Source organism: Actinophytocola xinjiangensis, from assembly GCF_001921215.1.
GTDB lineage: Bacteria > Actinomycetota > Actinomycetes > Mycobacteriales > Pseudonocardiaceae > Actinophytocola > Actinophytocola xinjiangensis.
Genome location: NZ_MSIF01000002.1, coordinates 520,671 through 544,533 on the forward strand (window position 1 = coordinate 520,671; position 23,863 = coordinate 544,533).

Genomic DNA, 23,863 nt, shown 5'->3' on the forward strand with positions numbered 1-23,863 from the left:
CTCCCGGTAGACGCCGTGTGCCCCCTCGCCGTGATCAGCTGTTGAACACGAAGTTCGGGTCGTCGAGGTCGGCTCGTCCGGTCAGGATTCCGTGGTGGAGCTGGCGCACGCGCGTCGAGGGCTCGACGCCGAGCTGCTCCACCATGGCGGTCCTTAATCGCCGGAAGGCCTCCAGCGCCTGGCTCTGGCGGCCGGAGCGGTAGAGCGCGACCATGTGCTGGGTTGCGAAGTTCTCCATCAGCGGGTGCCTGGCGCACAGGGTCGCCAGTTCACCGAGCAGCTGGTGGTGGCGGCCAAGACGCAGGTCCGCCTCGATCCGCAGATGAAGGTCGCCGAGGCGGTTCTCCTCCAACCGCATCGCCTCGATCGCCAGCTGCGGGCCGGTCGGCACGTCGGCCAGGGCCGGGCCGCGCCACAGCCGCAGTGCCTCACCGAGCGTTCGGGACGCGGTCTCGTGGTCACCCTCGTTGACCGCCTTGTGGCCGGCGGCCGAGAGCCGGTCGTAGCGCACCGCGTCGACGTCGCTGGAGGCGACGTTGAGCAGGTAGCCGGAGCGGCGGGTGATGAGGATGTCCTTCGAGCCGACGTCGTTCTCGCCGGTCAGCGCCTGCTGGAGCTTGCGGCGCAACTTCAGGATGTAGGTGTGCAGGGTCGGGACGCCGCTGCGCGGCGGTTGGTAGTCCCAGATCTCCTCGGTGAGCGCCGCCGTGGTGACGACGTGTCCGGCGTTGAGGGCGAGCATCGCGAGCACCTGGCTCGGCTTGCTCGCCGTGGGCACGATCGACACTCCTCCGACGGAGACCTCCAGGGGGCCGAGAACCTTGATCTCAACTCGCATGACGAAACCTTTGCTGGGTGGTCCGTTGCATGGCAAAATGCCCACCCTCCACACCTGGAGGATGGGCATTTCGTCGTGGTCTGTGTTTGCTTGGACTTTCTCAGGGCGCGCGAATCCCGAGAAAAGCGTGACAGATCCTGGAGGGCGTGTCAAGCACGCTTCGACCGTGTGTCGAGCGCACCATGGGATGATGTGCCACTCCACCCGGAAAAGGGTGGTAAAAGGAGAATCGCCGGCATCCGTGAATGCCGTGCGGAAAACGGAGCCAGGAGCTTATCGCACGGTGTTTCGTCTCCTGGACTCGACGACCAGCTCGTAGAGCTCCTCAAGATCATACTCCGCGCGCCCGGGGCGTCCGTGGCGGGTGAGCTTGCCTCGGCTCGCCCACTTGCGGATGGTGGCCTCGGTGACTCCCGCGGCGAGCGCGGCGAGTTGCGTGGGCACGGTCGTCCGTGCCCGGCGCGAGGTCTCCTGAGGTAGGTGGTTCATTCCGCCTTCTCCGGGCGCGGTGATGCGCCGTTGCCGTTCGCGTGCCCCGTGCCGTTGGCAGTTCCGTTGACGGTGCCGTTGACACTGCCGTTGCCGTTGGTGGGCGCGCTGTCGTCGTGGTGGGTGGTGGGGCCATCGGACCTGGCGTGGGTGGCGCCGTTGCCGTTGGACCCGTTGGTGCCGTTCGGGGTCGTGCCGTTGGTGCCGTTCGTGCCGTTGGTGGACGGCTTTCCGCGCAGGGCCAGCCAGTGCTCCGGCGCCCACACGTGCCCGGCCTCGCAGGAGACCTCGTAGGGCTGGGCGCCCTCGCGGTGGGCCTCGGCGTGCACCGGGCGCCCGCACTCCTCGTGCAGGCAGGTGCCGACGGCGACCCGGAAACCGGTTTCCGGGCGCAGCGCGGCGTCGACCGCGGTCGACAGGTCGGTCAGCTCGTCGACCATGTCCGGGGCGGCCGGGTGCTGGCAGAGCCAGTGCAGGTGGATGGCGAGGAAGCCGACCAGCTTGCGGATGGACAGCTCGTCCGGGCCGTCGACCCCGCGTTCGGTGGTCACCAGCCCACACCAGGCGGCCAACACACCGAGGATCTCCGAGCGGACCGACACGACCGCCTCGCGCAGGATGATCCCGCGCGGCCGGTGACCACTGACCCGCTCCCGCATGCCCTTGGGGCGCAGATCCAGGTCACCGGTGGACAGGTCGAACAGGGTCGGCAGCTCGATCAGCGTCTTCTCGACGGTCTCGCGGCAGGCCGCGCACAGGCACAGGCCCGGCACCAGCGGCGCCGCCTCACCCGACTTGTGCAGCCGGCTGTGGCAGGTCTGCTGGCCGCCGTTGCCGCCAGCCGGTCGGTGTGTCCCGCTCTGCCTCGCCATGACCCTCTCCCAGTCCGTGCGCCCGCCGGCGCACACATAGGTCGTCTCAGGTGGAGATCCGCTCACCGAGACCGGTGCGCCGGGCGCCCTCGTAGATCCGGTAGGCCAGCTCCGCGTGCAGCTCGTGTGCGCCGAGAAGCTCGACCAGCAGGACGTCGTCGCCTTGGCGGCGGCCGGTGTGCCGGCCGGTGAGCAACTGGGCGAGGTCGGCGGAGATCCGTGGTCCGGCACCGCCGTGCAGGTTGGCCGACTCGGTGGTCGGCTCGGCGAGATGGGTGGCGACCACGCGCCGGTCGCGGTGGTCGTCGATCAGGTCGAACTCGTCGACGAACACGCCGTCGACCTGGTCGACCACCTGCGCCGGCAGGTCCTTGCCGGTGGTGTTGACCAGCACGGCCCCCCGGGCGAGCTGGTCGAGCCGCAGCTCGGAGACGTCCTGGTGGGCGGCGCTGTGGTTGGTGGCGACCACCAGGTTGGCGCCGAACACGGCCTCGGCCAGCGTCGGCACGACCGACAGGCCGATGCTGGTGAGCTCCAGCTGGTCGAGCAGCTTGCGTTCGATGGTGCGGCCGTCGGCCAGGCACAGCGCGACGTGGCTGATGTCGGGCACGTTCCTGGCGATGACCGACAGCTGGGTCTGGACGGTGTCGGCCGAGCCGAGCATGCCGACGGTGACCGCGCCGCCGACCAGCAGCTCGCGGGCGGCGACGGCGGTGAGCGCGGCGGCCAGCGCGTCACGCAGGCTCTGCGCGGGCAGCAGGCACGGCACGGCGTCGGGGTGTTCGAGCAGGACGAGCTCGCTGCCGTTGCGCCCGGCGCCCTCCCAGGCGATCAGCCGGCCGCGGGTGCGATAGAGGCGTCCGAAGCGCCCGACCGTGCGCCCGATGAGGTCCTCCGCGAGCACCGCGACCGGGTCGATGATCTCCAGCGCGCTCCACACCTCGTGTGCGCGAAGCCGGAGCAGGGCCTCGGTCATCTCGGAAGTCCTTCGCCTGCGCGAGTCATGTCGTCAATCTCGCGGAGCGGGCTTCCGAGCGTCTATCGGTCCGCTATCGCCGGGCGATAGCGGTTCTTAAATCCATCGAATGTCAACCAAAGGCGAGCGAGCGTTGAGTGGTTCTCGAGCGGGGTTCCCGCCAAACGAAAATCACCAAACACAGTCTCGGAGGCACAGCCATGTCTGCTCTTCGCAAGATCGCCGTCGCCATCGTCTCGCTGTTCTTCGGCCTCGCGGTGCTCCTCCTCGGTGCCGGCACGGCCACCGCCGACTGCAGCTGGCAGTCGCCCACCCCGTGCCTGATGTCGAACTGACGCGATAGTTCGGACGTGAATGTGGTGGGTGACCCGGCCGTTGTCGTGAGGGCGGTCAGGTCACCGGTGACCCGAATTCAGCGATAAATCGCACTGCCGCGATTGCGCTCGAGTTCCTCGCGCAGTCGCATGGCCTCGACGGAGCTCACCGTGCTGAGCAGCTCGATGGCCTGACGCAGATCCTGGGTCGCCATTTCGTCAGCGCCGTCACCCTGATGGATGTCCGAGCGCAGGATCAGTGTCTTGGCGTGCCAGACCGTCGACCCCAGCTCGACGAACAGTTCGTGCGCCGCCGCGACGTGGTCAGCGCCGGTTTCGGCCTTGCCCCGCGCCAGGGCGATCTCGGCGACCGCATAGTGCGCCATCCCGGCCACCATGCGGTCGCCGACCTGTTGGGCCAGCGACAACGCGTGCTGCAACGTGGTCTCGGCGTTGTCCAGCCGCCCGGTGCGCTGGCGCACCACGCCCAGCCGGTAGAGCGCGTAGGCCTCGCCGATGCGGTCGCCGATGTTGCGCACGATCAGCAGCACGCGGTTGAGTTCCTGGTGGGCCTGGTCGAGCTGGTTGGTGTACAGGTGCAGCTCGGCGAACCGGCTCAGCGCCTGCGCCTCGCCGCGCAGGTAGCCGGCCTGGCGGAAGCGGGTCAGCGAGGTCTCCAGCATCGCCGAGGCCTCCTCGGTCTCACCCTCGTCGATCTTCACCTTGGCCAGGTTCTGCAGGATGTGCGCCTCGCCGACCCGGTCGCCGACCGCGCGCATCTTCGCCAGGGCCTCCTCGTAGCGGCGCAGCATGTCGGCCCCCCGCGCCCGCATCCGGTCCACGGTCGCCTCGCCGCGCAGCACCAGCGCGGCGCCGTGCTCGTCGCCGATCTCGGTGAAGATCTCCAGCGCGGCGGCGTAGCAGCGTTCGGCCTCGGCCAGGCGGGTCTGCAACGAGTTCATCGCCCCGAGGGAGTAGAGCGTCGCGGCCTGCCCGCGCCGGTCGCCGGCCGCCTCGGCGGCGGCCAGGGCCCGGTCGGCGGTCTCCCGCCAGTCGTCGAAGTGGCCCTTGACCTCGAACAGGGTCACCGAGGTGAGGGCGATGTCCCAGCACGCCTCGGACAGCCCGTAGTCGGCGGCCAGGTGCACGGCGGTCACCAGCGAGCGGCGCTCGGCCTCCAGCCAGGCGATCTGGTCGCCGATCTCGTCCAGGTCCTCCAGCTCGCGGGCGCCGTCCCAGCGCGGCGCGTCGCCGTGCAGGATCGTGTAGTCCCCGCCGTACTCCTTGCGGTGCGCCTGGTCGACCCTGGCCAGCCACGCGCCGAGCAGCCGGCGGACCACCACGTTGCGCTCGGTGTCGGTCTCCTCGTCCTGGAGCCGTTCGATGGCGAAGTCGCGGATCAGGTCGTGGAAGCGGTAGCGCAGCTTCTCGCCCGGGTACTGCACGGTGTCCAGCAGCTGGGCCTCGACCAGGCTCTCCAGCACCTCGTAGGCGTCGAACGGGTCGATGTCGAGCAGCGCGGCCGAGGTCCAGGCCGGGAAGTCGGCGGTGGAGATCAGCGAGAAGCGGCGGAACAGGCTGCGCGCGACCGGGGTGAGCGAGCGGTAGCTCAGGCCGATGTTGGACCGCAGCACCAGGCCCCGGTAGGACAGCTCGTCGAGCCGGCGCACGCCGTTGCGCAGCCGCGCGGCCAGCACGTCGATGCGCCAGTGCGGGCGTGAGGCCAGCCGGGCGCCGGCGATCCGGATGGCCAGCGGGAGCCCGCCGCAGAGCGTGACCAGCTCCACGGCCGCGTCCCGCTCGGTCTCCAGCCGGTTCGCGCCGATGATCTTGCCGAGCATCTCCAGCGAGCGGTCGACGTCGAACACGTCGATGTCGACGGTGTGCGCGCCGGGCAGCCCGGACAGCGGCGCGCGGCTGGTGACGATGACCGCGCAGCCCGGCCCGGCCGGCAGCAGCGGGATGACCTGGTCCTCGTTGGTCGCGCCGTCGAGCACCACCAGCACCCGCCGGCTGGCCATCCGGCTGCGGTAGAGGTCGGCGCGCTCCTCCTCGTCGTCGGGGATCGCGTTGCCGTCCACGCCCAGCGCGCGCAGGAACCTGGCGAGCATGCCGCGCACCCGCTCCTGGCTGTTGGGGGACTCCAGGTCGCCGTAGAGGTGGCCGTCGGGATAGATGTCGCGCAGTTCGTGCGCCGCGCGCAGCGCCAGGGTGGACTTGCCGACGCCGCCCTTGCCGGAGATGGCGACAACCCGCATCCCGTAGCGGTCCTCGCTGTCGTCCTCGTCGCTGAGGACCCGGGTGATCTCCGAGAGCTGGACCTGGCGGCCGGTGAAGTCGGCGATGCTGGCGGGTAACCGGCGCGGCACCACGAACTGCTGTTCGGCCTGGGCGGCGGCCGGGGTGGCGCGCGCGGCCGGCGGCGGGTTGGACGGGGCGATGTCCAGCTCGGGGTCGCTGTTGAGGATCGCGGTCTCCAGCCGGCGCACGCCCTGGCCGAGCTCGATCCCCAGCTCCTCCATCATGGTGGCGCGGGCCCGCCGGCAGACCTCCAGCGCCTCGGCCTGGCGGCCGGAGCGGTAGAGCGCCAGCATGAGGAACTCGTAGAGCCGCTCGCGCAGCGGATGTTCCTTGACCAGCGCGAACAGCTCGCCGACGATCTCCTCGTGGCGGCCGAGCGTCAGGTCGAGCCGGATCCGTTCCATGATCGCGGCCAGTCGCTCGTCCTCCAGCTGGGCAGCGCCCCGGCGCACCAGCTCGGACTGGAGTCCGGCCAGCGCGAAGCCGCGCCACAGCGCCAGCGCGCTGCGCAGCGTGGCGACGGCCTCGGACATCCGGCCGGCGTCCACGTGGGCGCGCGCGGAGGTGACCAGGCCGGCGAACTGGGCGGTGTCCAGGTCGGACTCGGCGATCTCCAGCAGGTAGCCGGGGGCGCGGGTGCGGATCTTGGTGGTGCCGCCGGCGGTGCTCAGGATGCGGCGCAGGGCCGAGATGCAGATCTGGATCTGGGCCCGTGCGGTGGTCGGCGGCTCGGTGTCCCACACCGCGTCGATGAGCTGGTCGATGGGGGTGACCCGGTTGGCGTTGAGGGCGAGCATGGCCAGCACGACCCGCTGCCTGGTTCCCCCGATGTCGCAGACCGCGCCGTCGTAGGTCAGCTCCAGGGGGCCGAGTAGGCGCAGTGCGAGCACATGTCCCCCTCCAAGCCTAGGTGTGCAACTCGCCCGATGCTGTGCCACACGTCATTTCGACCCGATACAACACCGTCATCCTAGTGCTTGACCGGGTGGTACATGAGTTGCCAAGTGTCTCATGCGCGGGAACATTCCGTCCAGTTTGCGGCAAATGGACGACACCAATCGCTCCCGATGCCCGAACCGGTGCCGCAGCGCAAACCGGAAGATGCGTCTCGATCCGCTCGAGGCAGACCATTGAACTCGCACGAGTCGAGCCTGTTGCCCACCTGGCGCAGCGCCGCTACCTGGTAAGACGCCCTTTGGCACAGGTTGAGAGAGGGGACCGCTGGTATGACGGACTCCGGGTGGAAAGTCGTCATGGACGGGGATGGCCTGACCATCTCCGGCGATACTTTCTCGCTCACCACGAACGGTGCCGATCCGCGAAGCCTCGACACGGTCGTGTCGGAGTTGCAGGGCGTCGCCAGAGGAACTTACGGGCAGTACTGCGGCCTTTCCCGCGCCATCGAGGCGGTGGGGGAGCGCTGGGGCATGTTGATTGTACGGGACCTTCTGGTAAGTGCGAAATCCACATCCGAGCTGGCCAAGGGCCTGCCGGGTGTGCCGGAGAACCTGCTGTCCATGCGGCTGCGCGAAATGGGCTACTGCGGGATCGTCGAGAAGGCCGGCACCAGTGACACCTCCGGTAACCCACAGTACAAGCTGACCAGGTACGGCCGGGAACTGGAGGGGCCGCTGCTGGCGATGGGCCGCTGGGGCTCGGCCATGCTCAACGACCCCCGTCCCGAGGACATCATCACCGAGGACTCGATGATGGTGGCCATGCGGGCGATGTTCATCGCCGACGCCGCCGCCGGCCGCTCCGCCTCCTACGAACTGCACTTCGGTGACATCGTCATCAACGCGGTGATCGAGGACGGCCACATCGAGACCGGCCGGGGCCGCCTGCCCGGCGCCGTCATGATCGCTCCCGGCCCGTACCTCAAGGACATGGTGACCCGCCGGATGACCGTCGCCGAGGCCATGGCGACCGGCACCGTCACCGTCACCGGTGGTGCGGCCGTCATGGAGGAGTTCGTCTCGATGTTCGGTCTGCCAGATCTGGAAGCGCCTCGGCCTTCCCGTGACTGAGGGCCGTCCAGCAGGATGGGGACCCAGGAGCGAGTGTTCCGTCTTCGACAGCGAGGAGTCGTGATGCCCGCCAACGCGGCCGTCCAGCAGGATCATCAGCGGTTGCTCGGACCAGGTGGTTCGCTCAACACCCGGTACCACAAGCTCATGCTCTACGCGTTCACGTTCATCGTGGTCGCGCACTGGGCCGAGCACCTCGCCCAGGCCTGGCAGATCTACGTCTCCGGCTGGCCGCGCCCGCAGGCCGGCGGGGTCCTCGGCCTGGTCTTCCCGTGGCTGGTCACCTCCGAGTGGCTGCACTACGGTTTCGCGATCTTCATGCTCGTCGGGTTCGTGGTGTTGCGCCACGGGTTCGTCGGCGGCTCGCGGACCTGGTGGAACATCGCCATGTGGATCCAGGTGTGGCACCACTTCGAGCACCTGCTCCTGCTGCTGCAGGCGCTGACCGGCGCGAACCTGATGGGCAAGCCGGTGCCGACGAGCATCGCCCAGCTGGTCTTCCCCCGGGTGGAGCTGCACCTGTTCTACAACGCGATCGTGTTCGTCCCGATGGTCGTCGGGATGATCAAGCACCTGTGGCCCAAGCCGGCCGAGCGCGCGCTGATGACCTGCACCTGTGCCGTGAGCCAGCGGGTTCCGGCCGGCGCCGCGGCCTGACCGGTGCTGGCGGCGGGCGGCGGGCACGCCCACCTGGACCTCGGGGACGGTATCGGCTCCCTGCTGTTGCGGGTGGTGCTGCTCGCCGCGGTCGCGGCGGTGTCCGCGTTCGCGCTGCTGCGCGGCTTCCTCGGTGAGCCGACCCGGTTCGCCAGGGTCGCGGTCACCGTCCTGGCCAGCTCCGCGGCGACCATGCAGCTGCTGGTCTCCGGCGGCCTGAACCTGCCCGACCAGGTCGTGCCGCTGCTGCTGGCCGCCCTGGCCGCCCCGATCTACCTCGTCCTGTCCCGGGACGAGCGGTTCGCCCCCGCCGTCGGGTTCGGCCGCCGCGCGGCACCTCTGGTGTTCGCCGCGGTGGCCGTTCTCGCGCTCGTCCAGCTCGCGCTCGCGTGGCTGACCGGCGCCGGTGACGTCCGCACCTCGGTCGTACTGCACACCGGCGTGCTGTTGGGCCTGGTCGCGCTGGTGTGGTTCGCCGTCGCCGCGCCCCGGGGCCGGTGGGCGAGCGCCGCCCTGCGCGTGGGCGCCGCGCTGCTGGCGATGGCCATGCTGGCCGGCACCGCGCAGGCGGTCACCCTGCGGCGCCCCGAACCGACCCCCGGCGTGGCGAACGCCGTGCGCCTGGAGGTCGGCGGGCGGGTGGTCGACGTGACCGTGGTGCCCAACCTGCCCGGCTGGAACCTGGTGCACGTCGACGACCCGGACGCTTCCGTCGGCCTGAGTGCCGGGGCCCACCAACCCGTCTGGCCCAGGGCCGGGACCACCGGTGGCTGGGTCAGCGTCGACCTGCCGCCCGGCCGCAGCGACCTGTGGGTCCGCTCCGGCGCGGCCACCGCGACGTTCTTCACCACCACCGGCGACACCGGCCGGTCCTCGCCGGTCCTGGCCGGCGCCGACGGCCCCGAGTGCGCGAGCGCGCTGCTGGGCCGCATGCTCGTCGCCGGCACGGCCACCGGCGGCGAACCCTGCCCGTCGGACGGCCTGGACCCGATCGACGCGGCCGCCCTGGTCGACCTGGTCGACGCCGTCGAGGCCGACCGGGCGGCGCTGATCACCGACAGCTCACCGCGCGGCGTCGAGGCCGCCGCCGCCGTGCGGGTCGCCGCCAGGGCCACCGGTCTCACCCTGGTCCCACCGGACACGCCCGGCGTGCCGCTGGTGATCACCTCCGGCTGGACCGACGCCGCCACCGACCGCGACCGGCCCGTCTACCTGGCCCCCTGGCTGCTGACCGAACCGCTGCTGGCCGACGGCCAGCACATCGCCCTGCGCTACGACCCCAACGGCGAGTCGTTCCGCCGCTACCGCTACGAGCTGAGCGAGAGCTACTCGACCCAGTCGGCGTCGGCCGCCGGCTACCGTGCCTGGCTCGCCGAACGCCGCGAACCCGAGACCGGCCCGGTGCGGGTTCAGGCGACCTCGCGACTGGACCGCGACGGCGTCAGCCTGCCGTAGTCGGCGACCAGACGGGGCATGAGATAGCGGCGGGTGACCGACTCGGCGGCCCCGCGCCCCAACCGGCGCCGCAACAACGGGTCGTCGAGCAACGTGCCGACCGCCGACGCCAGGGCGTTGACGTCGTGCGGATCCACCAGCAGTCCACTGTGGCCAGGAGAGATCTGCTGGCGCAGCCCGCCGACGTCGGCGGCCACGACCGCGCGCCCCTTGAGCATCGCCTCGGTCACCGCCAACCCGAACCCCTCGGCGACACTCTTCTGCAACACGATGTCCGCGCGGCGCTGAAGCGCGTTCACGGTCAGCGCCGAACGCACGGGGTCCTGAGTGGACAGCAAGGCCAGGTGCACCCGGCGCCGGATGTCGACCGGCAGCTGCGCCCGCAGCTCACGCACCTCCTCGTACACCGACCAGCCGTCCGGGTCGTCGGGCAACTCGTCGGGATCGTTGCCCGCCAGAACGAGATGGGCGTGCGGCGGGAGCGCGGGAAAGGCGCGCAGGACACCCCGCATGTCCTTGAGCCGCTGCCAGCGCGCCAGTTGCAGGACCATCGGCGCCTCGGCCGGCAGCGGACGGTCCTGCTCGACCAGGCCCTGGTCGAGCGTGAGCCCCAGTTCGGCGAGCAGCGTGTCCTGCTCGTCGGTCGACAGCGGCCGGTTGCGCAACGAGTGCGGATCCACCGCCGGGGAGATCACCCGCCGCCGGGCCATCGGAACCGTCTTCGGGGCGTACTCCGGCAACGTGCTGAGAACAAGGTCGACGCTGGCCAGGTCGTCGTGGAACATCCGCCACACGGCGGCCGGGCCCGAGGCGTCCTCCTCGGTGGTGCCCGCGTGGCAGTGCCAGGCCGTGCGCAGACCGGCGGCGGACAGGACCGGGGCCAGGCCGAGGGTCTGGATACCGTGCAGGACCACCGTGTCGCCCGGGGCGAGCTGGGTGGTGAGCCAGTGGGCGTACGGGGCGAGCGTGGCCCGGTAGTGCGGGGCGGAGCGGGTCAGCCAGTCGTCGGTCATCGGGTCGGCCGAGCCGTGGAGGAGCTGGTGCAGGTAGCCGGTGAAGGTGTGGAACTCGCTGTCGGCGGTGATCGTCGCCCACGCCGAGGGTGAGGTCCTGGTGAGGGCCCGGAGGGTTTCGGCGATGCCGTCGCCGTGGGTCGTGGTGGAGATGTGGGTGAGGCGGGTCGGGCCTGGGGGTGTTTCCCAGGTTGGTGTCGGCATCGGAACTCCCGGGTCGGCGGCGGTGTGGCCGTTTCTACCCGGTCGTTCCGTGCCTCGCGTCTTTCGTCTTGCTGTGTCAGGCGGCGATGGCCAGTTGGCCGGAGATGCCGAAGGCGTGGTAGTCGGCCACCAGACGGTCCATCAGGTAGCGCCGGCTCACCGACTCGGTCGCGTTGTTCCCCAGACGCCGGCGCAACATGGGGTCCTCCAGCAGCATCTCCAGGGCCTCCACCACCGCGGTGGTGTTCCGGGGATCTGCCAGCACTCCGTTGTGGCCGGGGGAGATCTGTTGGCGTGGTCCGCCGACGTCCCCGGCCACCACGGCCTTCCCCTTCAGCATCGCCTCGGTGACGGGGAGCCCGAAGCCCTCGGCCAGACTCTTGTGCAGTACCACGTCCGCTCGGCGCTGGACCGCGTTCACCAGCAGTGCGCGAGCCTGCGGATCCTCCTGCGAGGTCAGCACCAGATGCACCCGGGACCGGTCCTGTTCCGACAGGCGGGCGCGCAACGATCGCACCTCGTCCAGTACGGCGCGGCTCTCCGAGGAGTCCGGGTGGTCGCCCACCAGCACCAGGTGTACGTCGGCGGGGAGCTTGGGCAGGCAGCGCAGCGCGCCGGGCATGTCCTTGAGGGCGTCCCACCGGGAGACCTGGGCGACCGTGCGCGCCTGCGCCGGCAACGCCAGCCCGGCCTCGGCCAGCACGGTCTCGATCTCCCGGGAGGACAGGGGGCGGTTCTTGGGGGCCGACGGGTCCACGGCCGGGGCGAACACGTGGCGGCGCGCGGCCGGGACGCTCTGCGGGGCGTACTCGGGCAACGTCGTCACCACGGCGTCCAGGCTGGCCAGCTCGTCGTGGAAGTGGTGCCAGACGGCCGCCGGGCCGGAGGCCTCCTCCTCGGTGGTCCCCAGGTGGCAGTGCCAGACCACCCGTAACCCGGCCTCCGCCAGCGGCGGGGCCATGCCCAGGGTCGCCGGGTCGTGCAGGACAACGACGTCCTCCGAGCCCAGTTGCTCGGCCAGCCAGGCGGCGTGGGTGGCGAGCAGCTCCCGGTAGGGCTTGGCGCCCTCGCCAAGACGCTCGCTGGTCAGCGAATCGGCCCGGCCGTGGAGCAGCCTGTCGAGGTAACGGGTGAAGTCGTGGAAGTCCTCCCCGGCCTCGATCACCGCCCACCCCGCTGGCACCCCCGCCGCGATCTGTGCCGGCACCAGGCCAGCCAGCAGCTCGGCGACGCCGCCGGTGGCGGCGGTCGCGCTGACGTGGACCATGCTCGGACTGGTGTTCGGGCGACGTACCCAGTTCGGTGTCACCATGTCCTCCTCACGACCGGCTTCGGCTTCATCTCTGTCTACCGACGGCCGCCGCTGACCAGCAACTTTGCCCTTGCGCTACTGGGGAGGCGCCGCCAGCTGGATGTCGTTGGCACTGGCCCACGTGGTGAGGTCGTCGCGCTGGATGGCGGCGGCGATCAGGTCCGGGAACTTGTCGGGGGTACACGCGAACGTCGGGACGCCCATCGCCGCCAGGGCCGCCGCGTTGTCGTGGTCGTAGGCTGGGGCACCGTCGTCCGACAGCGCCAGCAGGCAGACGACCTGGACGTCGCTGGCGACCATCGCCCGCGCCCTGGCCAGCATCTCCTCCTCGTCCCCGCCCTCGAACAGGTCGCTGATCAGCACCAGGATCGTGTCGCGCGGGTTCTGCACCAGGGTCTGGCAGTACGCCAACGCCGCGTTGATGTCCGTGCCGCCGCCCAACTGCACACCGAACAGCAACTCGACCGGGTCGGCCACCGCGTCGGTCAGGTCGGCCACCGCCGTGTCGAACGCGATCACCCTGGTACGCAACGACCTCACCGACGCCAGCACCGCGCCGAACACCCCCGCGTACACCACCGACGACGCCATCGACGCGCTCTGGTCAAGGCACAGCACGATCTCCCGGCTCACCTGCGGCAGCCGCCGGCCGTAGCCGACCAGCCGCTCGGGGATCACCGTGCGGTGTTCGGGCTGGTAGTGCTTGAGGTTGGCCAGGATCGTGCGCGGCCAGTCGATGTCGCCGGCACGCGGGCGCCGGGTGCGGCCCGCGCGGTGCAGCGCACCGGTGACCGCCTGGCGGGTCGGCCGCGCCAGCCGCTGCTCCAGCTCGTCGACCACCCGGCGCACCACCGCCCGCGCCGTCTCCCGCGAACGCTCCGGAATGGCCTGGTTGAGCGTGAGCAGCGTGCCGACCAGATGCACGTCCGGCTGCACCGACTCCAGCAGCTCCGGTTCCAGCAGCAACCGGCGCAACCCGAGGCGCTCCATCGCGTCGCGCTGCATCACCTGGACCACCGACGCCGGGAAATAGCCCCGGATGTCGCCCAGCCAACGAGCCACCCTCGGCGAGGACCCACCCAGCCCGCCCCGGCGGCTCTGCTCGCCGTAGAGGGCGTCCAGCGTCGCGTCCCGCTTGATGTCCACACCGGACAGCTCGGCGCCGGTGCCGTCGGCGTCCTCACCACCGAGGATCAGCCGCCAGCGGCGCAGGTGGTCCTCGTCGTCGGTCACGGCCGTTCCCCCAACAGTTCCAGGACGCGGGGCAGCACCCGCGCCGCGCGGTCGTGGTCCAGGTCGGGCTCGCGGGCGGTGACCCGGCCACCGCCCCGGCGCAACCGGGCGACCTGCTCGCCGATCCCACGCCGCTCGGCCGGGGCGAACCCGGCGAACGTCCTGCGCAGCAACGGAAGCAGCCGGTCGAAGACCTCACCGTCCACACCGGAGGCCCACCGGTCGACCACCGCCAGCAGCTCCGGCTCGTGCACCAGCAGCGCCGCCTCGCCGGAGAGGAACCCGTCGAGCCAGCCCGCCGCGTCCACCGCGTCGGCCGCCGGGGACAGCCGCGCCGACAGGCGCCGGCCGGCCTCGGCCACCTCGATCAGCCCCGCGTCCAACAGCAGCCTGGTCGCCCGGCCGGCCACCAGCCCGTGCACCCCCGGCTGCTCGGCCACCGCCCCCAACGCCCGCTGCCACTCCCGGCGCAGCGGCGGCTGGTCGAGCAACGCCACCCCCCGCTGCACCCCGTCGACCAGGTCGCGCACGGTCACCGCCGCGTCGTCGTCCAGCGCCGCGCACGCCGACGGCAGACCCACCGCGACCCTGGTCAGCACCCCGGCGAGCACCCGCTGCACCAACTCCGTGTCCGCGCGCCGCACGTTGCCGTAGCGGCGCACCCGCGCCAGCGGCTCCACCGCCGCCATCAGCCTCGTCGTGTCGTGCTGGCGGGCCGCCCGCTCGGCCAGCGCGTCCAGCACGGTGCCCAACGCGTCCGGCAGATCGGCGGTCAGCGTGGTCTCCACCAGCGACGCCAGCACCCCGACGTCCGCGCCGGCCGCCCGGTGGGTCACCACCGACGTGGCCGCCGACGGGATCGTCGTGCCGTGCACGCTCGCCTCGATCAGCGCCACCTCCAGGTCGGGCCGCCACTCCACGGTCCACGCCTCACGGAAGGTGCCCCTGGTCCGGCCCGACTCGGCCGGCTCGCCCCACGGCACGTCCAGCAACCGCAACCGGTGCAGCAGCTTGGACCGCTCCAGGTGCGACTCGGTCCGCAGGTCGAGGTCGAGGATCGCCGAGGCCGCGCTCTGCCGCATCCGCAGACGTTTGCGGGTCGCCTCAAGGTCCCTGGCCAGCGGCACCATCGGCGTGCGCTCCGGCACCCGGCCCAGCACGTCACCGACCAGCAGCTTCCTGGCCACCAGCCGCATCGGCACCGGCGAACCGCCGGAGAGCACCGCCTGCGCCGCCTCGGACACCTCCGCGAGGCCGGGGAAGGGCCGCCCGCGCAGCCCGGCCAGCGCGTGCGCCAGGCGGACCGCCTCGATCACCGACGCCGACGACACGTCCAGCCGCTCCGCGCGCAACAACCGCGCGACCCGCACCAGCCAGCGGGTCACCACCTCGTCCGGCGCGGTGAACAGGTGGTGGTACCAGCCGGGCGACTCGATGCCGGCGCCGTAGCCGCTGACCTTCGCCAGCCGGTTGGACGTCCACGGCACCCACGTCGCGGCGACCTTCGCCGAGCGCAGACCCTTGAGCAGCGCGCTGTCCGAGGCGATCGTGGGGAAGGTGCCCGGCACCAGCACCGGCGCGTGCCAGGCGCCGCAGACCACCGCCACCGGCCCGCTCGCCGTGCGCATCGCCGCCCGCAGCACCCGGCGCATCGCCGCCTCCCGCCGGCGGGTCACCTCGTCGACCGCCAGGTCCTCGCGCAGCGTGCGCATCGCGTCGAGCACCGCGTCGAACACCTCCAGGCCGTGGTAGCGCAGCTCGATCGCGTCCTCCCACCACCGCTCCGGGTCGTCGTAGCCGGCGGCGCGGGCGAGGGTGGCGATCGGGTCGAACCGGTCGCGCTCCTGGTCACCGAGCACCAGCGCGTTGGCCGCCGGCAGGTCGAGGAACCGGGCAGCCCGGCCACGGTCCAACGCCCAGCGCAGCGCCACCCACTCCGGGGAGAACACCGCCATCGGGTAGAACGCGGCCGTCGCCGGGTCGTCGACCGCGTAGACCAGGCCGGCGACCGGCGGGCGCATCCCGGCCTCGGCCGCCAGCGGTGCCACCGCGTCCAGCTCCGGCGGACCCTCGATCAGCACCAGCTCCGGGTCCAACTCGTCCAACGCGGCGCGCACCGCCCGCGCCGACCCCGGCCCGTGGTGGCGGATCCCCAGGACGTGGACGTCGGTCACCCGAGTTCTCGGCAGGCGCGGTACAGGTCCTGCCACGGCTTGCGCTCGCGCACGACGGCCTCCAGGTACTCCTGCCACACCAGCCGGTCGGCCACCGGGTCCTTGACCACCGCGCCCTGCAACCCGGCGGCGATGTCCGCCGCCCGCACCACACCGTCGCCGAAGTGCGCGGCCAGGGCGATCCCGCTGGTCATCACCGAGATGGCCTCGGCGGTCGACAGCGAACCCGACGGGGACTTGATCTTCGTCCGGCCGTCGGCGGTGACCCCGTCGCGCAGCTCGCGGAACACCGTGACCACGCGCCGGATCTCGTCCACCGCCTCCAGCTCGGTCGGCAGCGACAGCGCCTCGCCGAGCTGGCCGACCCGCAGCCGCACGATCTCCACCTCCGAGTCGGTGTCCTCGGGCAGCGGCAGAACCACCACGTTGAACCGGCGCTTGAGCGCGGCCGACAGGTCGTTGACACCCCGGTCACGGTCGTTGGCGGTGGCGATCACGTTGAACCCGGCCAGCGCCTGCACCTCGTCGTCCAGTTCGGGGATCGGCAGGGTCTTCTCGCTGAGCACGGTGATCAGCGCGTCCTGCACGTCCGACGGGATGCGGGTCAGCTCCTCGATGCGGGCGATGCCGCCGGTCTCCATGGCGCGCAGGACGGGGCTCGCGACCATGGCGTCGCGCGACGGGCCGGCCGAGAGCAGGCGCGCGTAGTTCCAGCCGTAGCGGATCGACTCCTCGGCCGTGCCGGAGGTGCCCTGCACGAGCTGGGTCGAGTCGCCGGACACGGCCGCCGCCAGGTGCTCGGACAGCCACGTCTTGGCGGTGCCGGGGACGCCGAGCAGCAGCAGCGCGCGGTCGGTGGCCAGGGTGGCGACCGCGACCTCCACCAGCCGGCGCGAGCCGAGGTACTTGGGCGTGATGACCGTGCCGTCCGGGGTCTGGCCGCCCAGGACGTAGGTGACCACGGCCCACGGCGACAGGTGCCAGTTGGGTGGGCGCGGCCGGTCGTCGGACCGGGCGAGCGCGGCCAGCTCCTCGGCATGCTGGTCCTCGGCGTGCGCCCGCAAAACCGTTGTCATAGAGGGAACTCCTGCTCGATGGTCTGGCGGATGGTCAGGGCGTGCGCGAGGCCGCGCAGGGTGCGGCGGCGGGCGCGCTTGTCCGGTGGGGTGTCCTCGATCCAGGACTCGACGGCCGGCAGCGCCGTGTGGTGCAGGTTGCGGGCGAGGGCGGCGAAGGCGAGGGTGAGCGCGCCCTCGGTGCGGGCGCCGCGCAGCCGCACCACGATCCTGGTGGAGAACTCCGCCGGCCACGGCCCAGGGCAGGCGGCCAGCAGCCCGGCGAACCGAGCGTCCACCGTGGACTCCCGGTCGACGACGGCGATCGCCTCGGCCGTCGGCAACGCGGCCACGACCTCGGGCGTTGGCCGGGCGCGGGCCAGCGCCACCAGCCACCGCTCGTCGCGCTGGCGCAACGCGGCCATCGTCCAGCCGACCACCACCCAGGAGTCGGCGGTGGACAGGTCGTCGGGCACCGGCCCGAGCGGGGCCGCGCCGAGCAGCTGGATCAGCCAGGACGCGCGGCGCCCGTGGCCGTGCTCGCGCTGGTCGGTGATCCCGTCCCGCCGGGCCGAGGCGTCCAGCTCCTCCGGCGGTTCGAGGTCGCGGACCCGCTGGGCCATCCGCGCCGCGCGCCGCGAGCGCGGCAACCGGTCGAGCAACGCGGCGGCGGCCGCGCGGACGGTCACCGCCCGGTCGTCCAGTGTGGACTCCAGAAACGGTTCGTCCTCATCGGACAGGTTGACGCCCAGTACGTCGACCATCCCGGCCCGGGTGGCGGCCGGCTCCTGCTCCCAGGTGGACTCCACCAGCGCGCGGGCCCCCGCCGGATCCGTGCGCCGCAACGCGGTCAGCACGGCCTGGCGCTGCGCCCACGTCCCGGTCGCGAACCGCTCCTTGGCGTCGGTCGCCGCCACCGGCGCCGCCCACGCCCAACTCGGGTTCCGCCTGGCCAGCCACTCGCCGCGCGGCCCGGCGATCGCGGCGACCTCGTCGCGCAACCCCCGCGTCGCGGTCGCCAACCGCAACAACAACACGACCAACCGGGCCGGCGGCCGCTGCCCGGCCCGCGCACAGGTCGCCAACCAGTGCCCGATGAGCAACTCGTTGCCACCCTCGACCCGGATGTCCCTGCTCACCAACAACTCCAGCACCTGCGCCGCCGCCGGCGAACACACCGGCCGCTCGTCGCGCGCCGCCGGCTCCACCACCTCCCCGCCCCAGGCCGGCGGCGTCCACCCGGCCCGCCGGTAGGCCCCCAGCACCGCCGCGGCCGCCAGCACCGTCGCCTCCGGCCCCTCGGCGCTGACCGTCGCCACCCCGTCCAGCACGTCGGCCGGCAGATCCCGCCGGCCGGTGCCGACCATCGCCGTGCCGAGCAGCCCTTCCCAGTTCACAGCGAGATCAGCTCGCCGTCGACCGCGACGCTGCAGGGGTGGAGGCGTTGGCCGATCCACTCGCCGAACAGGTCGACCGGGTGGCCGCCGCTGAGGGCGAGCAGGGGCCAGGGGTCGAACTCGCGTTCCAGGGTGACGGTGGTGCCGTCGCGGTCGACCAGGACGGTGTCGTCGCCGGGGATGACGGTGACCGCGCCCAGCGACATCGGGAGGCGGTCCAGCCAGGGGTTGCCGGCCTGCCAGGTGGTGGCCAGGTCGAGGGCCGCCAGCACGGTGTCGGTCACCGGGAGGCCGTCGCCGACAGTGGTGGTGGGGTCGCCGGCCAGCAGGACCCGGCGGGGGGCGGAGCCGGGGTAGAGGGCCAGTTCGCCGTCCAGGACCGAACCCAGGACGTGCGGCACGCGCAGCGACCCGCCGGCGGCGGCGAAGTCGAGCAGGACGACGGTCTCGCCGGTGTGCTCGCCGTGGAGCCAGGTGCGCTGGGACAACAGCCGCTCGTCCTCGTCCTGGCGCAGGCCGAGCACCCACCAGCGGTCCCGCAGCCGCTCGCCGGCCAGGACCTCGTCGGAGCGGCGGGGCCAGCCGAGCACGGTCCGCAGGTCGCCCATGCTCGCCGGTGACAGGCCGGCTCGGCCGCGCCACGCGCGCACCGCCAGGTACCAGCGGCCCAGGTGGGTGAGCAGGTGCTGGGCCCAGTCGGCGCGCACGTGGACCGCGCTGCCCATCGACCGGACCCGTTCGGCCAGGCCGGGGACCTGGGCGTCGACCAGGCGGGCGGCGGCGGTCTCCCAGAACGTGTACGGCTGGCCACGTACACCGGCCAGGCCCTGGCGGACCAGGTCGAACAGCCAGCGTTCGAACTCGTCGAGGCCGGCGGTCATCAGGCTCTCCCGCTCGGCCAGCCGTTTGGCCCGTGCCTCGGGGTCGGGCTCGCCGGCCCGGCGGGTGGGCCTGGCGGCGCGTTCGTCGGCCCAGGCGGCGGCGAAGTCGGCGGCCGTGTCGAGGTCGGCGACCGACCCGTCGCCGGCCGCCCACATCAGCAGCAGTGCCAGGCCGTGCTTGCACGGGTGCTTGCGGCTGGGGCAGGTGCAGCGGAACGCTGGCTCGTTCAGGTCGACGGTGACCTGGTAGGGGTCGCGGGCGCTGCCCTGGCACTTGCCCCACACGAGCGAGTCGTTGCTGCCAAGGTCCGACCAGCGGCCGGGCCGGGCGAGTGACCGGGCGGCACGCGCTGACCCGGCGTCGGGCGCGAGGGCGAGCACCCGCGCCTCGGTCCACCGCGCACCCACGCGCCGCACCTCCCGATCGTGTTGGACACCGACCGCCAACACTATCCGCCGGCACCGACAACGTCCGCCGACGCGGCAATTCCGGCACGCTGGGAGTGGACGAAAGGCGTGAATTCGGGATGCCGGCAAATCCCGCCTGAGACATATCTCCGCGGGTTGACGGGGTCTGTCGTAGACGGTGAGGTGTAGCCATGGCGAGCAGGAGTACGGAGTCACGGGACGGGGTCCCGCTCACAAACCTCGACCAGGAAATGTTCGACGGTGCCGGTGCGACCAAGCGCGATCTCGTCGACTATCTGGACGCGGTGCGCGATCGGATCCTTCCCGGCCTGGCCGACCGTCCACTGTCGGTGGTGCGGGTCCGGCCGGGGCAGGAACCCTTCATGCAGAAGAACCTGCCGAAGTACACCCCGGACTGGATCCGCCGGACCGACCTGTGGGCCGAGGCGTCGCGGCGCACCGTCTCCTACGGCCTCTGTGACGACCGGCGCACCCTGATCTGGTTCGCCAACCAACGTGCGGTCGAGTACCACGTCACGCTTTATCAGACCGAGGTCATGTATCACCCGACGCACCTCGTGCTCGACCTCGACCCGCCGGAAGGTCAGGTCGAGAACGGTTTCCGGGCCGCGGCCAACGCCGCCAAACTCGTCCGCCAGGCCCTGCTCGACCTCGGTCTGGACGGCGCGCTGAAGACCAGCGGCGCCAAGGGCGTGCACGTGTTCGTCCCGGTCGACCCGACCACCGACCCCGACGACGCGGCGGCCGCCACCCGGGCGATCGCCGCGCGGGCCGCCGGGCTCGATCCGGGCATCGCCACCACCGCGTACATCAAGGACGAACGCGAGGGCAAGGTCTTCGTCGACTCGACGCGGGCGCACGGCGCCACGGTGATCGCCGCGTACAGCCCCCGGCTGCGCCCCGGCGTGCCGGTCTCGTTCCCGGTGAGCTGGGCCGACGCCGACGACGTCGTGCCGGCCGACTTCACCGTCCGCAACGCCGCGGCGCTGGTCGCCGGGACCGACCCGTGGGCGGCCGCGCTGCCGGCCCCGCAGCGGCTGCCGGCCGACCTGGTCGCCGAGGGCCACGAGATCCCGGTGGCCCGGGTGGTCGCCATGCACGAGGGCAAGCGCCGCAAGCGTGCGGCCGAACGCGCCGCCAAGGCCGGCGAGGAGTAATCGCGCCCGTTGGTCGGACGTCAGCGTTCGTTGAACGGCCGACCCGCACTCCGCGATACGCCCGCTCGGCCGGTCCCGGGACCGGCCGAGCGGAGGTTTCGTCACGGCCGAACGGCCGGTTCGATCGCCCGATGATGATCACATAGGGTTATCACTCAAGTGGGTACCTGGCCCCCATCGGTGCCAGTCAGCGGCCTGAATGCTCCACAATGGACGGTCTGCGGCCGGTTACCCTGCGCATATGATCCGAGACGAGGTGTGGACACCCGTCCGACGCTTTGATTACATGTCCCCGTCGCATGCGCCGCCCCGGCACCGCACCCGCTAGTGACAGAAACCGTTGGGACACAATGACGACCCGAGCCAGACAAATGCTCCAGCGCTCCCGCGATCTGCTCGAACGGTCCCGGGTGGCGGCCGTACGGGTACTCGACCCGCCCCGTGGACCGGCCCCGGTGCTGCCCCGCGTCATCGAGGGCGCGCGCGGCGAGATGGTCCACCAGGAGCCGGAGGGCGCGGTGGTCGACATCTGCGCCAGCATCGCGCTGCGTGACCTCAACCTGGTCGACTCGCTGCTCGCCCTGCTGGAGCGGCTCGAGGAGAACGAATCCGACCCCGAGCGCCTCGCCGAGCTGTACAAGCTCGACCACCTCGCCGCCCGGCTGCGCCGCAACGCCGAGAACCTGCGGGTCCTCGCCGGCCGCGACGCCAACGACGCACAGTCCGACTCGGCGTCCATCGTGGATGTCGTGCGGGCGGCGATGTCCTCGATCGACGGCTACTCCCGGGTCTCCATCGGCCGGGTACTGGCCCTGGGCGTGACCGGCATCGCCGCCGACGACCTCAGCCGGCTGCTGGCCGAACTGCTCGACAACGCCGCCAAGCAGTCCCCGCCGGAGTCCTCGGTGAGGGTCAGCGCGCACCTCACCGACTCCGGCAGCGTTCTGCTGCGCGTCGAGGACGACGGCATCGGCCTGCCGGCGCAACGCGTCGAGCAGCTCAACAGCCGCCTGTCCGACGAGCCGAGGCTCACCGATGACTCCGTGCGCCACATGGGCCTGGCCGTCGTCCGCCGCCTCGCCGCCCGCCACGACATGCGCGTACGGCTGGCCAGGCGCTCGCCGCACGGCACCACCGCGACCGTCCTGCTGCCCCCCGGCCTGCTCTGCGAGCTGCCGGACAAGGCCTGGTCGGGCTCGCAGACGGTCACCGTCACCGCCGCGCCCACCGCCGCCGACCCCGACCGGGTCACCACGGTCCCGGTACCCCCGGCACCCCGCCGCCCTCCCATCACCCGCCAGCGCACCACCCCGGCGGCCCCGGCCGGCGAGCGGCGACGCGGCGGCACCGTCACCCGGCCCCGCCCGCAGGACCCCGACGAGGGCGGCCAGACGGCCAACGGCCTGCCCCGCCGGGTCTCGCGCAGCATCAAGAACCCCGGCGACGGCGCGGCGGCCGAACCGCCGGCGGCCGAACCGCAGCCGGACCCGAACGGCCACGAGAAGCTGCTCGCCGACCTCGAGGCGTTCACCGCCGGCGAGGCCGAGGCGAAGTCGCGGACCGACGCGGAGGACACCCGCTGGCCCCAGGACTACGACCTGCCGCCGGAGGGATCCTCGTCGTGACCGCCGCCTCCCACAAATCGGCCAGCGACATCACCTGGCTGCTCAACGACTTCGTCGGGAAGGTGCACGGCGTCACGCACGCCCTGATCACCTCCTCCGACGGCTTCCCGCTGACCGCGTCCGCCGAGGTGCGCTCCGACGACGCCGAACAGCTCGCCGCCATCGCCAGCGGCCTGCTCAGCCTCGCCGGCAGCAGCGCCGCCCTCTACGGCAAGGGAAACTGCGAGCAGATCATCATCCGGCTGACCAGGGGTTACTTCCTGTTCATGGGGATCGGCACCGGCGCGGGCCTCGCCGTGCTCACCGGTCCCGACTGCGACATGCGTGTCGTGGCCTACGAGATGACCCAGTTCGTCACCAACGCGGGACACGCGCTGACACCCGAACTGCGCGCCGACCTGCGACGGGTGCTGACCGCCCGCCGGCCCCAGGCATGACCGGCCCCGCCAAGGACGTGATGACGGTGTCCAGCGACGACCTCCACGACGATCCCACCGACGGCGGCAAGCGGATGCGCAGCAAGCGGATCCGTCCGTACGCGCTGACCGGCGGGCGCACCAGGGCACGCCACCACCTGCTCGTCGAGACGCTGATCTCGGTCCCGGAGTTCGACCCGGTGCTCGCCGACTCGCTCATGCCCGAGTCGCGGATGCTCTACACCAGAGCGTGCCAGCGGATGTCGATCGCCGAGCTGTCGGCCACCCTCGACCTGCCGCTGGGTGTCATCCGGGTGCTGATCAGTGACCTCGCCGGGCAGAACGCCGTGTACATCCACCCGACCGCCTACGCCTACCAGAACAACCCGCGAGTGCTGGAGAGGATCCTCGATGGACTCAAGCAGCTCCCCGTCTGACTCGGGTCTGCTGACGATATCCGCGAAGATCGTCGTCGCCGGAGGGTTCGGGGTCGGTAAGACCACGCTGGTCAACTCGGTCTCCGAAGTGGCGCCGCTGAACACCGACGCGTGGATGACCGAGGCCAGCGAGGGCGTCGACGATCTTCCCCCGGGGACCACCAAGTCGACCACCACGGTCGCCATGGACTTCGGCCGGATCACGCTGCACCGCGACCTGTTGCTCTACCTGTTCGGCACCCCCGGTCAGGCCAGGTTCTGGTTCCTGTGGGACGACCTGTGCCGGGGGGCGCTCGGCGCGGTCGTGCTCGTGGACACCAGCCGGATCGACCAGTCGTTCGCGGCGGTGAACTACTTCGAGAACGACTCCGAGCTGCCGTTCATCGTGGCGGTCAACCGCTTCGAGGGAAAGCCCCGGCACGACGTCGACGAGGTCCGGGACGCGTTGGCGCTCACCGAGTCCGTCCCCCTGATCGAGTGCGACGCCCGGAGCCGGGCGTCGGCCATCGACGTGTTGCAGGAGGTCGTGACCCACTCGCTGTCGCTGTCCCGGGTCTCGGTGCCCGGTTAGCGCGCGTGGTCCCCGTCCCCCCGTCCCCGT

At 71.9% G+C, this 23,863-nt stretch carries 21 protein-coding genes; 9 read left to right on the forward strand and 12 right to left on the reverse strand.

What is annotated here, in order from left to right:
• Nucleotides 1-34: 34 nt before the first annotated feature.
• From BLA60_RS07100 to BLA60_RS07115, 4 genes are all read right to left on the reverse strand, one after another.
• A complete protein-coding gene (locus BLA60_RS07100; RefSeq protein ID WP_075131913.1) occupies nucleotides 35-838 on the reverse strand; it encodes an AfsR/SARP family transcriptional regulator in 804 nt (267 codons plus the stop codon).
• A gap of 273 nt (nucleotides 839-1,111) precedes the next feature.
• A complete protein-coding gene (locus BLA60_RS07105; RefSeq protein ID WP_075131914.1) occupies nucleotides 1,112-1,327 on the reverse strand; it encodes a MerR family transcriptional regulator in 216 nt (71 codons plus the stop codon).
• Nucleotides 1,324-2,199: a hypothetical protein gene (locus tag BLA60_RS07110; RefSeq protein WP_154814178.1), complete on the reverse strand. Its 876-nt coding sequence runs from the start codon at nucleotides 2,197-2,199 to the stop codon at nucleotides 1,324-1,326. The genes BLA60_RS07105 and BLA60_RS07110 overlap by 4 nt, the downstream gene beginning before the upstream one ends.
• Before the next feature lie 46 nt (nucleotides 2,200-2,245).
• Nucleotides 2,246-3,175 (reverse strand): hypothetical protein, encoded by a 930-nt coding sequence (locus BLA60_RS07115; RefSeq protein ID WP_075131916.1) that lies wholly within the window; start codon nucleotides 3,173-3,175, stop codon nucleotides 2,246-2,248.
• 200 nt (nucleotides 3,176-3,375) lie between these two features.
• Here BLA60_RS07115 and BLA60_RS46145 point away from each other — a divergent pair, with 200 nt between their 5' ends.
• Nucleotides 3,376-3,510 carry a hypothetical protein gene (locus tag BLA60_RS46145; RefSeq protein ID WP_281257419.1) on the forward strand — a complete coding sequence of 45 codons (135 nt, stop codon included), beginning with the start codon at nucleotides 3,376-3,378 and terminating at the stop codon, nucleotides 3,508-3,510.
• Between the two features lie 77 nt (nucleotides 3,511-3,587).
• Here the strand turns inward: BLA60_RS46145 and BLA60_RS07120 are convergent, their stop codons facing one another.
• On the reverse strand, nucleotides 3,588-6,680 hold the full coding sequence (locus BLA60_RS07120) for an AfsR/SARP family transcriptional regulator (protein ID WP_084734711.1): 3,093 nt from the start codon (nucleotides 6,678-6,680) through the stop codon (nucleotides 3,588-3,590).
• 363 nt (nucleotides 6,681-7,043) lie between these two features.
• On the opposite strand from BLA60_RS07120, the gene BLA60_RS07125 reads away from it, so the two are divergent.
• From BLA60_RS07125 to BLA60_RS07135, 3 genes are all read left to right on the forward strand, one after another.
• Nucleotides 7,044-7,817 carry a winged helix-turn-helix transcriptional regulator gene (locus BLA60_RS07125; protein ID WP_162292915.1) on the forward strand — a complete coding sequence of 258 codons (774 nt, stop codon included), beginning with the start codon at nucleotides 7,044-7,046 and terminating at the stop codon, nucleotides 7,815-7,817.
• 63 nt (nucleotides 7,818-7,880) lie between these two features.
• On the forward strand, nucleotides 7,881-8,474 hold the full coding sequence (locus tag BLA60_RS07130) for a hypothetical protein (RefSeq protein WP_075131917.1): 594 nt from the start codon (nucleotides 7,881-7,883) through the stop codon (nucleotides 8,472-8,474).
• 3 nt (nucleotides 8,475-8,477) lie between these two features.
• Nucleotides 8,478-9,929, forward strand: coding sequence for a DUF6239 family natural product biosynthesis protein (locus BLA60_RS07135; RefSeq protein ID WP_075131918.1), 1,452 nt, complete (start codon nucleotides 8,478-8,480; stop codon nucleotides 9,927-9,929).
• On the opposite strand, the gene BLA60_RS07140 is transcribed toward BLA60_RS07135, so the two are convergent.
• The 7 genes from BLA60_RS07140 to BLA60_RS07170 form a co-directional block, all read right to left on the reverse strand.
• Nucleotides 9,884-11,146 carry a glycosyltransferase gene (locus BLA60_RS07140; protein WP_075131919.1) on the reverse strand — a complete coding sequence of 421 codons (1,263 nt, stop codon included), beginning with the start codon at nucleotides 11,144-11,146 and terminating at the stop codon, nucleotides 9,884-9,886. The genes BLA60_RS07135 and BLA60_RS07140 overlap by 46 nt on opposite strands.
• Before the next feature lie 76 nt (nucleotides 11,147-11,222).
• On the reverse strand, nucleotides 11,223-12,458 hold the full coding sequence (locus tag BLA60_RS07145) for a glycosyltransferase (protein WP_075131920.1): 1,236 nt from the start codon (nucleotides 12,456-12,458) through the stop codon (nucleotides 11,223-11,225).
• Between the two features lie 75 nt (nucleotides 12,459-12,533).
• Nucleotides 12,534-13,691 (reverse strand): VWA domain-containing protein, encoded by a 1,158-nt coding sequence (locus BLA60_RS07150; RefSeq protein ID WP_075131921.1) that lies wholly within the window; start codon nucleotides 13,689-13,691, stop codon nucleotides 12,534-12,536.
• Nucleotides 13,688-15,865 carry a DUF5682 family protein gene (locus BLA60_RS07155; RefSeq protein ID WP_075131922.1) on the reverse strand — a complete coding sequence of 726 codons (2,178 nt, stop codon included), beginning with the start codon at nucleotides 15,863-15,865 and terminating at the stop codon, nucleotides 13,688-13,690. Before BLA60_RS07155 ends, BLA60_RS07150 begins: the two co-directional genes overlap by 4 nt.
• Nucleotides 15,862-16,941: an ATP-binding protein gene (locus BLA60_RS07160; RefSeq protein ID WP_075131923.1), complete on the reverse strand. Its 1,080-nt coding sequence runs from the start codon at nucleotides 16,939-16,941 to the stop codon at nucleotides 15,862-15,864. Before BLA60_RS07160 ends, BLA60_RS07155 begins: the two co-directional genes overlap by 4 nt.
• The gene (locus BLA60_RS07165) at nucleotides 16,938-18,317 is read right to left on the reverse strand and encodes a DUF5691 domain-containing protein (protein WP_154814179.1); all 1,380 of its coding nucleotides are present in this window, start codon (nucleotides 18,315-18,317) and stop codon (nucleotides 16,938-16,940) included. Before BLA60_RS07165 ends, BLA60_RS07160 begins: the two co-directional genes overlap by 4 nt.
• Nucleotides 18,314-19,615 carry an SWIM zinc finger family protein gene (locus BLA60_RS07170; RefSeq protein WP_245811856.1) on the reverse strand — a complete coding sequence of 434 codons (1,302 nt, stop codon included), beginning with the start codon at nucleotides 19,613-19,615 and terminating at the stop codon, nucleotides 18,314-18,316. The genes BLA60_RS07165 and BLA60_RS07170 overlap by 4 nt, the downstream gene beginning before the upstream one ends.
• Nucleotides 19,616-19,797: 182 nt before the next feature.
• Between BLA60_RS07170 and BLA60_RS07175 the strand changes: the two genes are divergently transcribed.
• From BLA60_RS07175 to BLA60_RS07195, 5 genes are all read left to right on the forward strand, one after another.
• Nucleotides 19,798-20,784, forward strand: a complete 987-nt coding sequence (locus BLA60_RS07175; protein WP_075131924.1) for a DNA polymerase domain-containing protein — start codon at nucleotides 19,798-19,800, stop codon at nucleotides 20,782-20,784.
• A 371-nt stretch (nucleotides 20,785-21,155) separates the two neighbouring features.
• Entirely contained in the window at nucleotides 21,156-22,409 is a 1,254-nt protein-coding gene (locus tag BLA60_RS07180) for a sensor histidine kinase (protein WP_245811857.1), read from the forward strand.
• A complete protein-coding gene (locus tag BLA60_RS07185; protein WP_075131926.1) occupies nucleotides 22,406-22,846 on the forward strand; it encodes a roadblock/LC7 domain-containing protein in 441 nt (146 codons plus the stop codon). The genes BLA60_RS07180 and BLA60_RS07185 overlap by 4 nt, the downstream gene beginning before the upstream one ends.
• Nucleotides 22,847-22,866: 20 nt before the next feature.
• Nucleotides 22,867-23,262, forward strand: coding sequence for a DUF742 domain-containing protein (locus tag BLA60_RS07190; protein ID WP_075132119.1), 396 nt, complete (start codon nucleotides 22,867-22,869; stop codon nucleotides 23,260-23,262).
• Nucleotides 23,237-23,833, forward strand: coding sequence for a GTP-binding protein (locus tag BLA60_RS07195; protein WP_075131927.1), 597 nt, complete (start codon nucleotides 23,237-23,239; stop codon nucleotides 23,831-23,833). Before BLA60_RS07190 ends, BLA60_RS07195 begins: the two co-directional genes overlap by 26 nt.
• The last annotated feature ends 30 nt before the right edge of the window (nucleotides 23,834-23,863 follow it).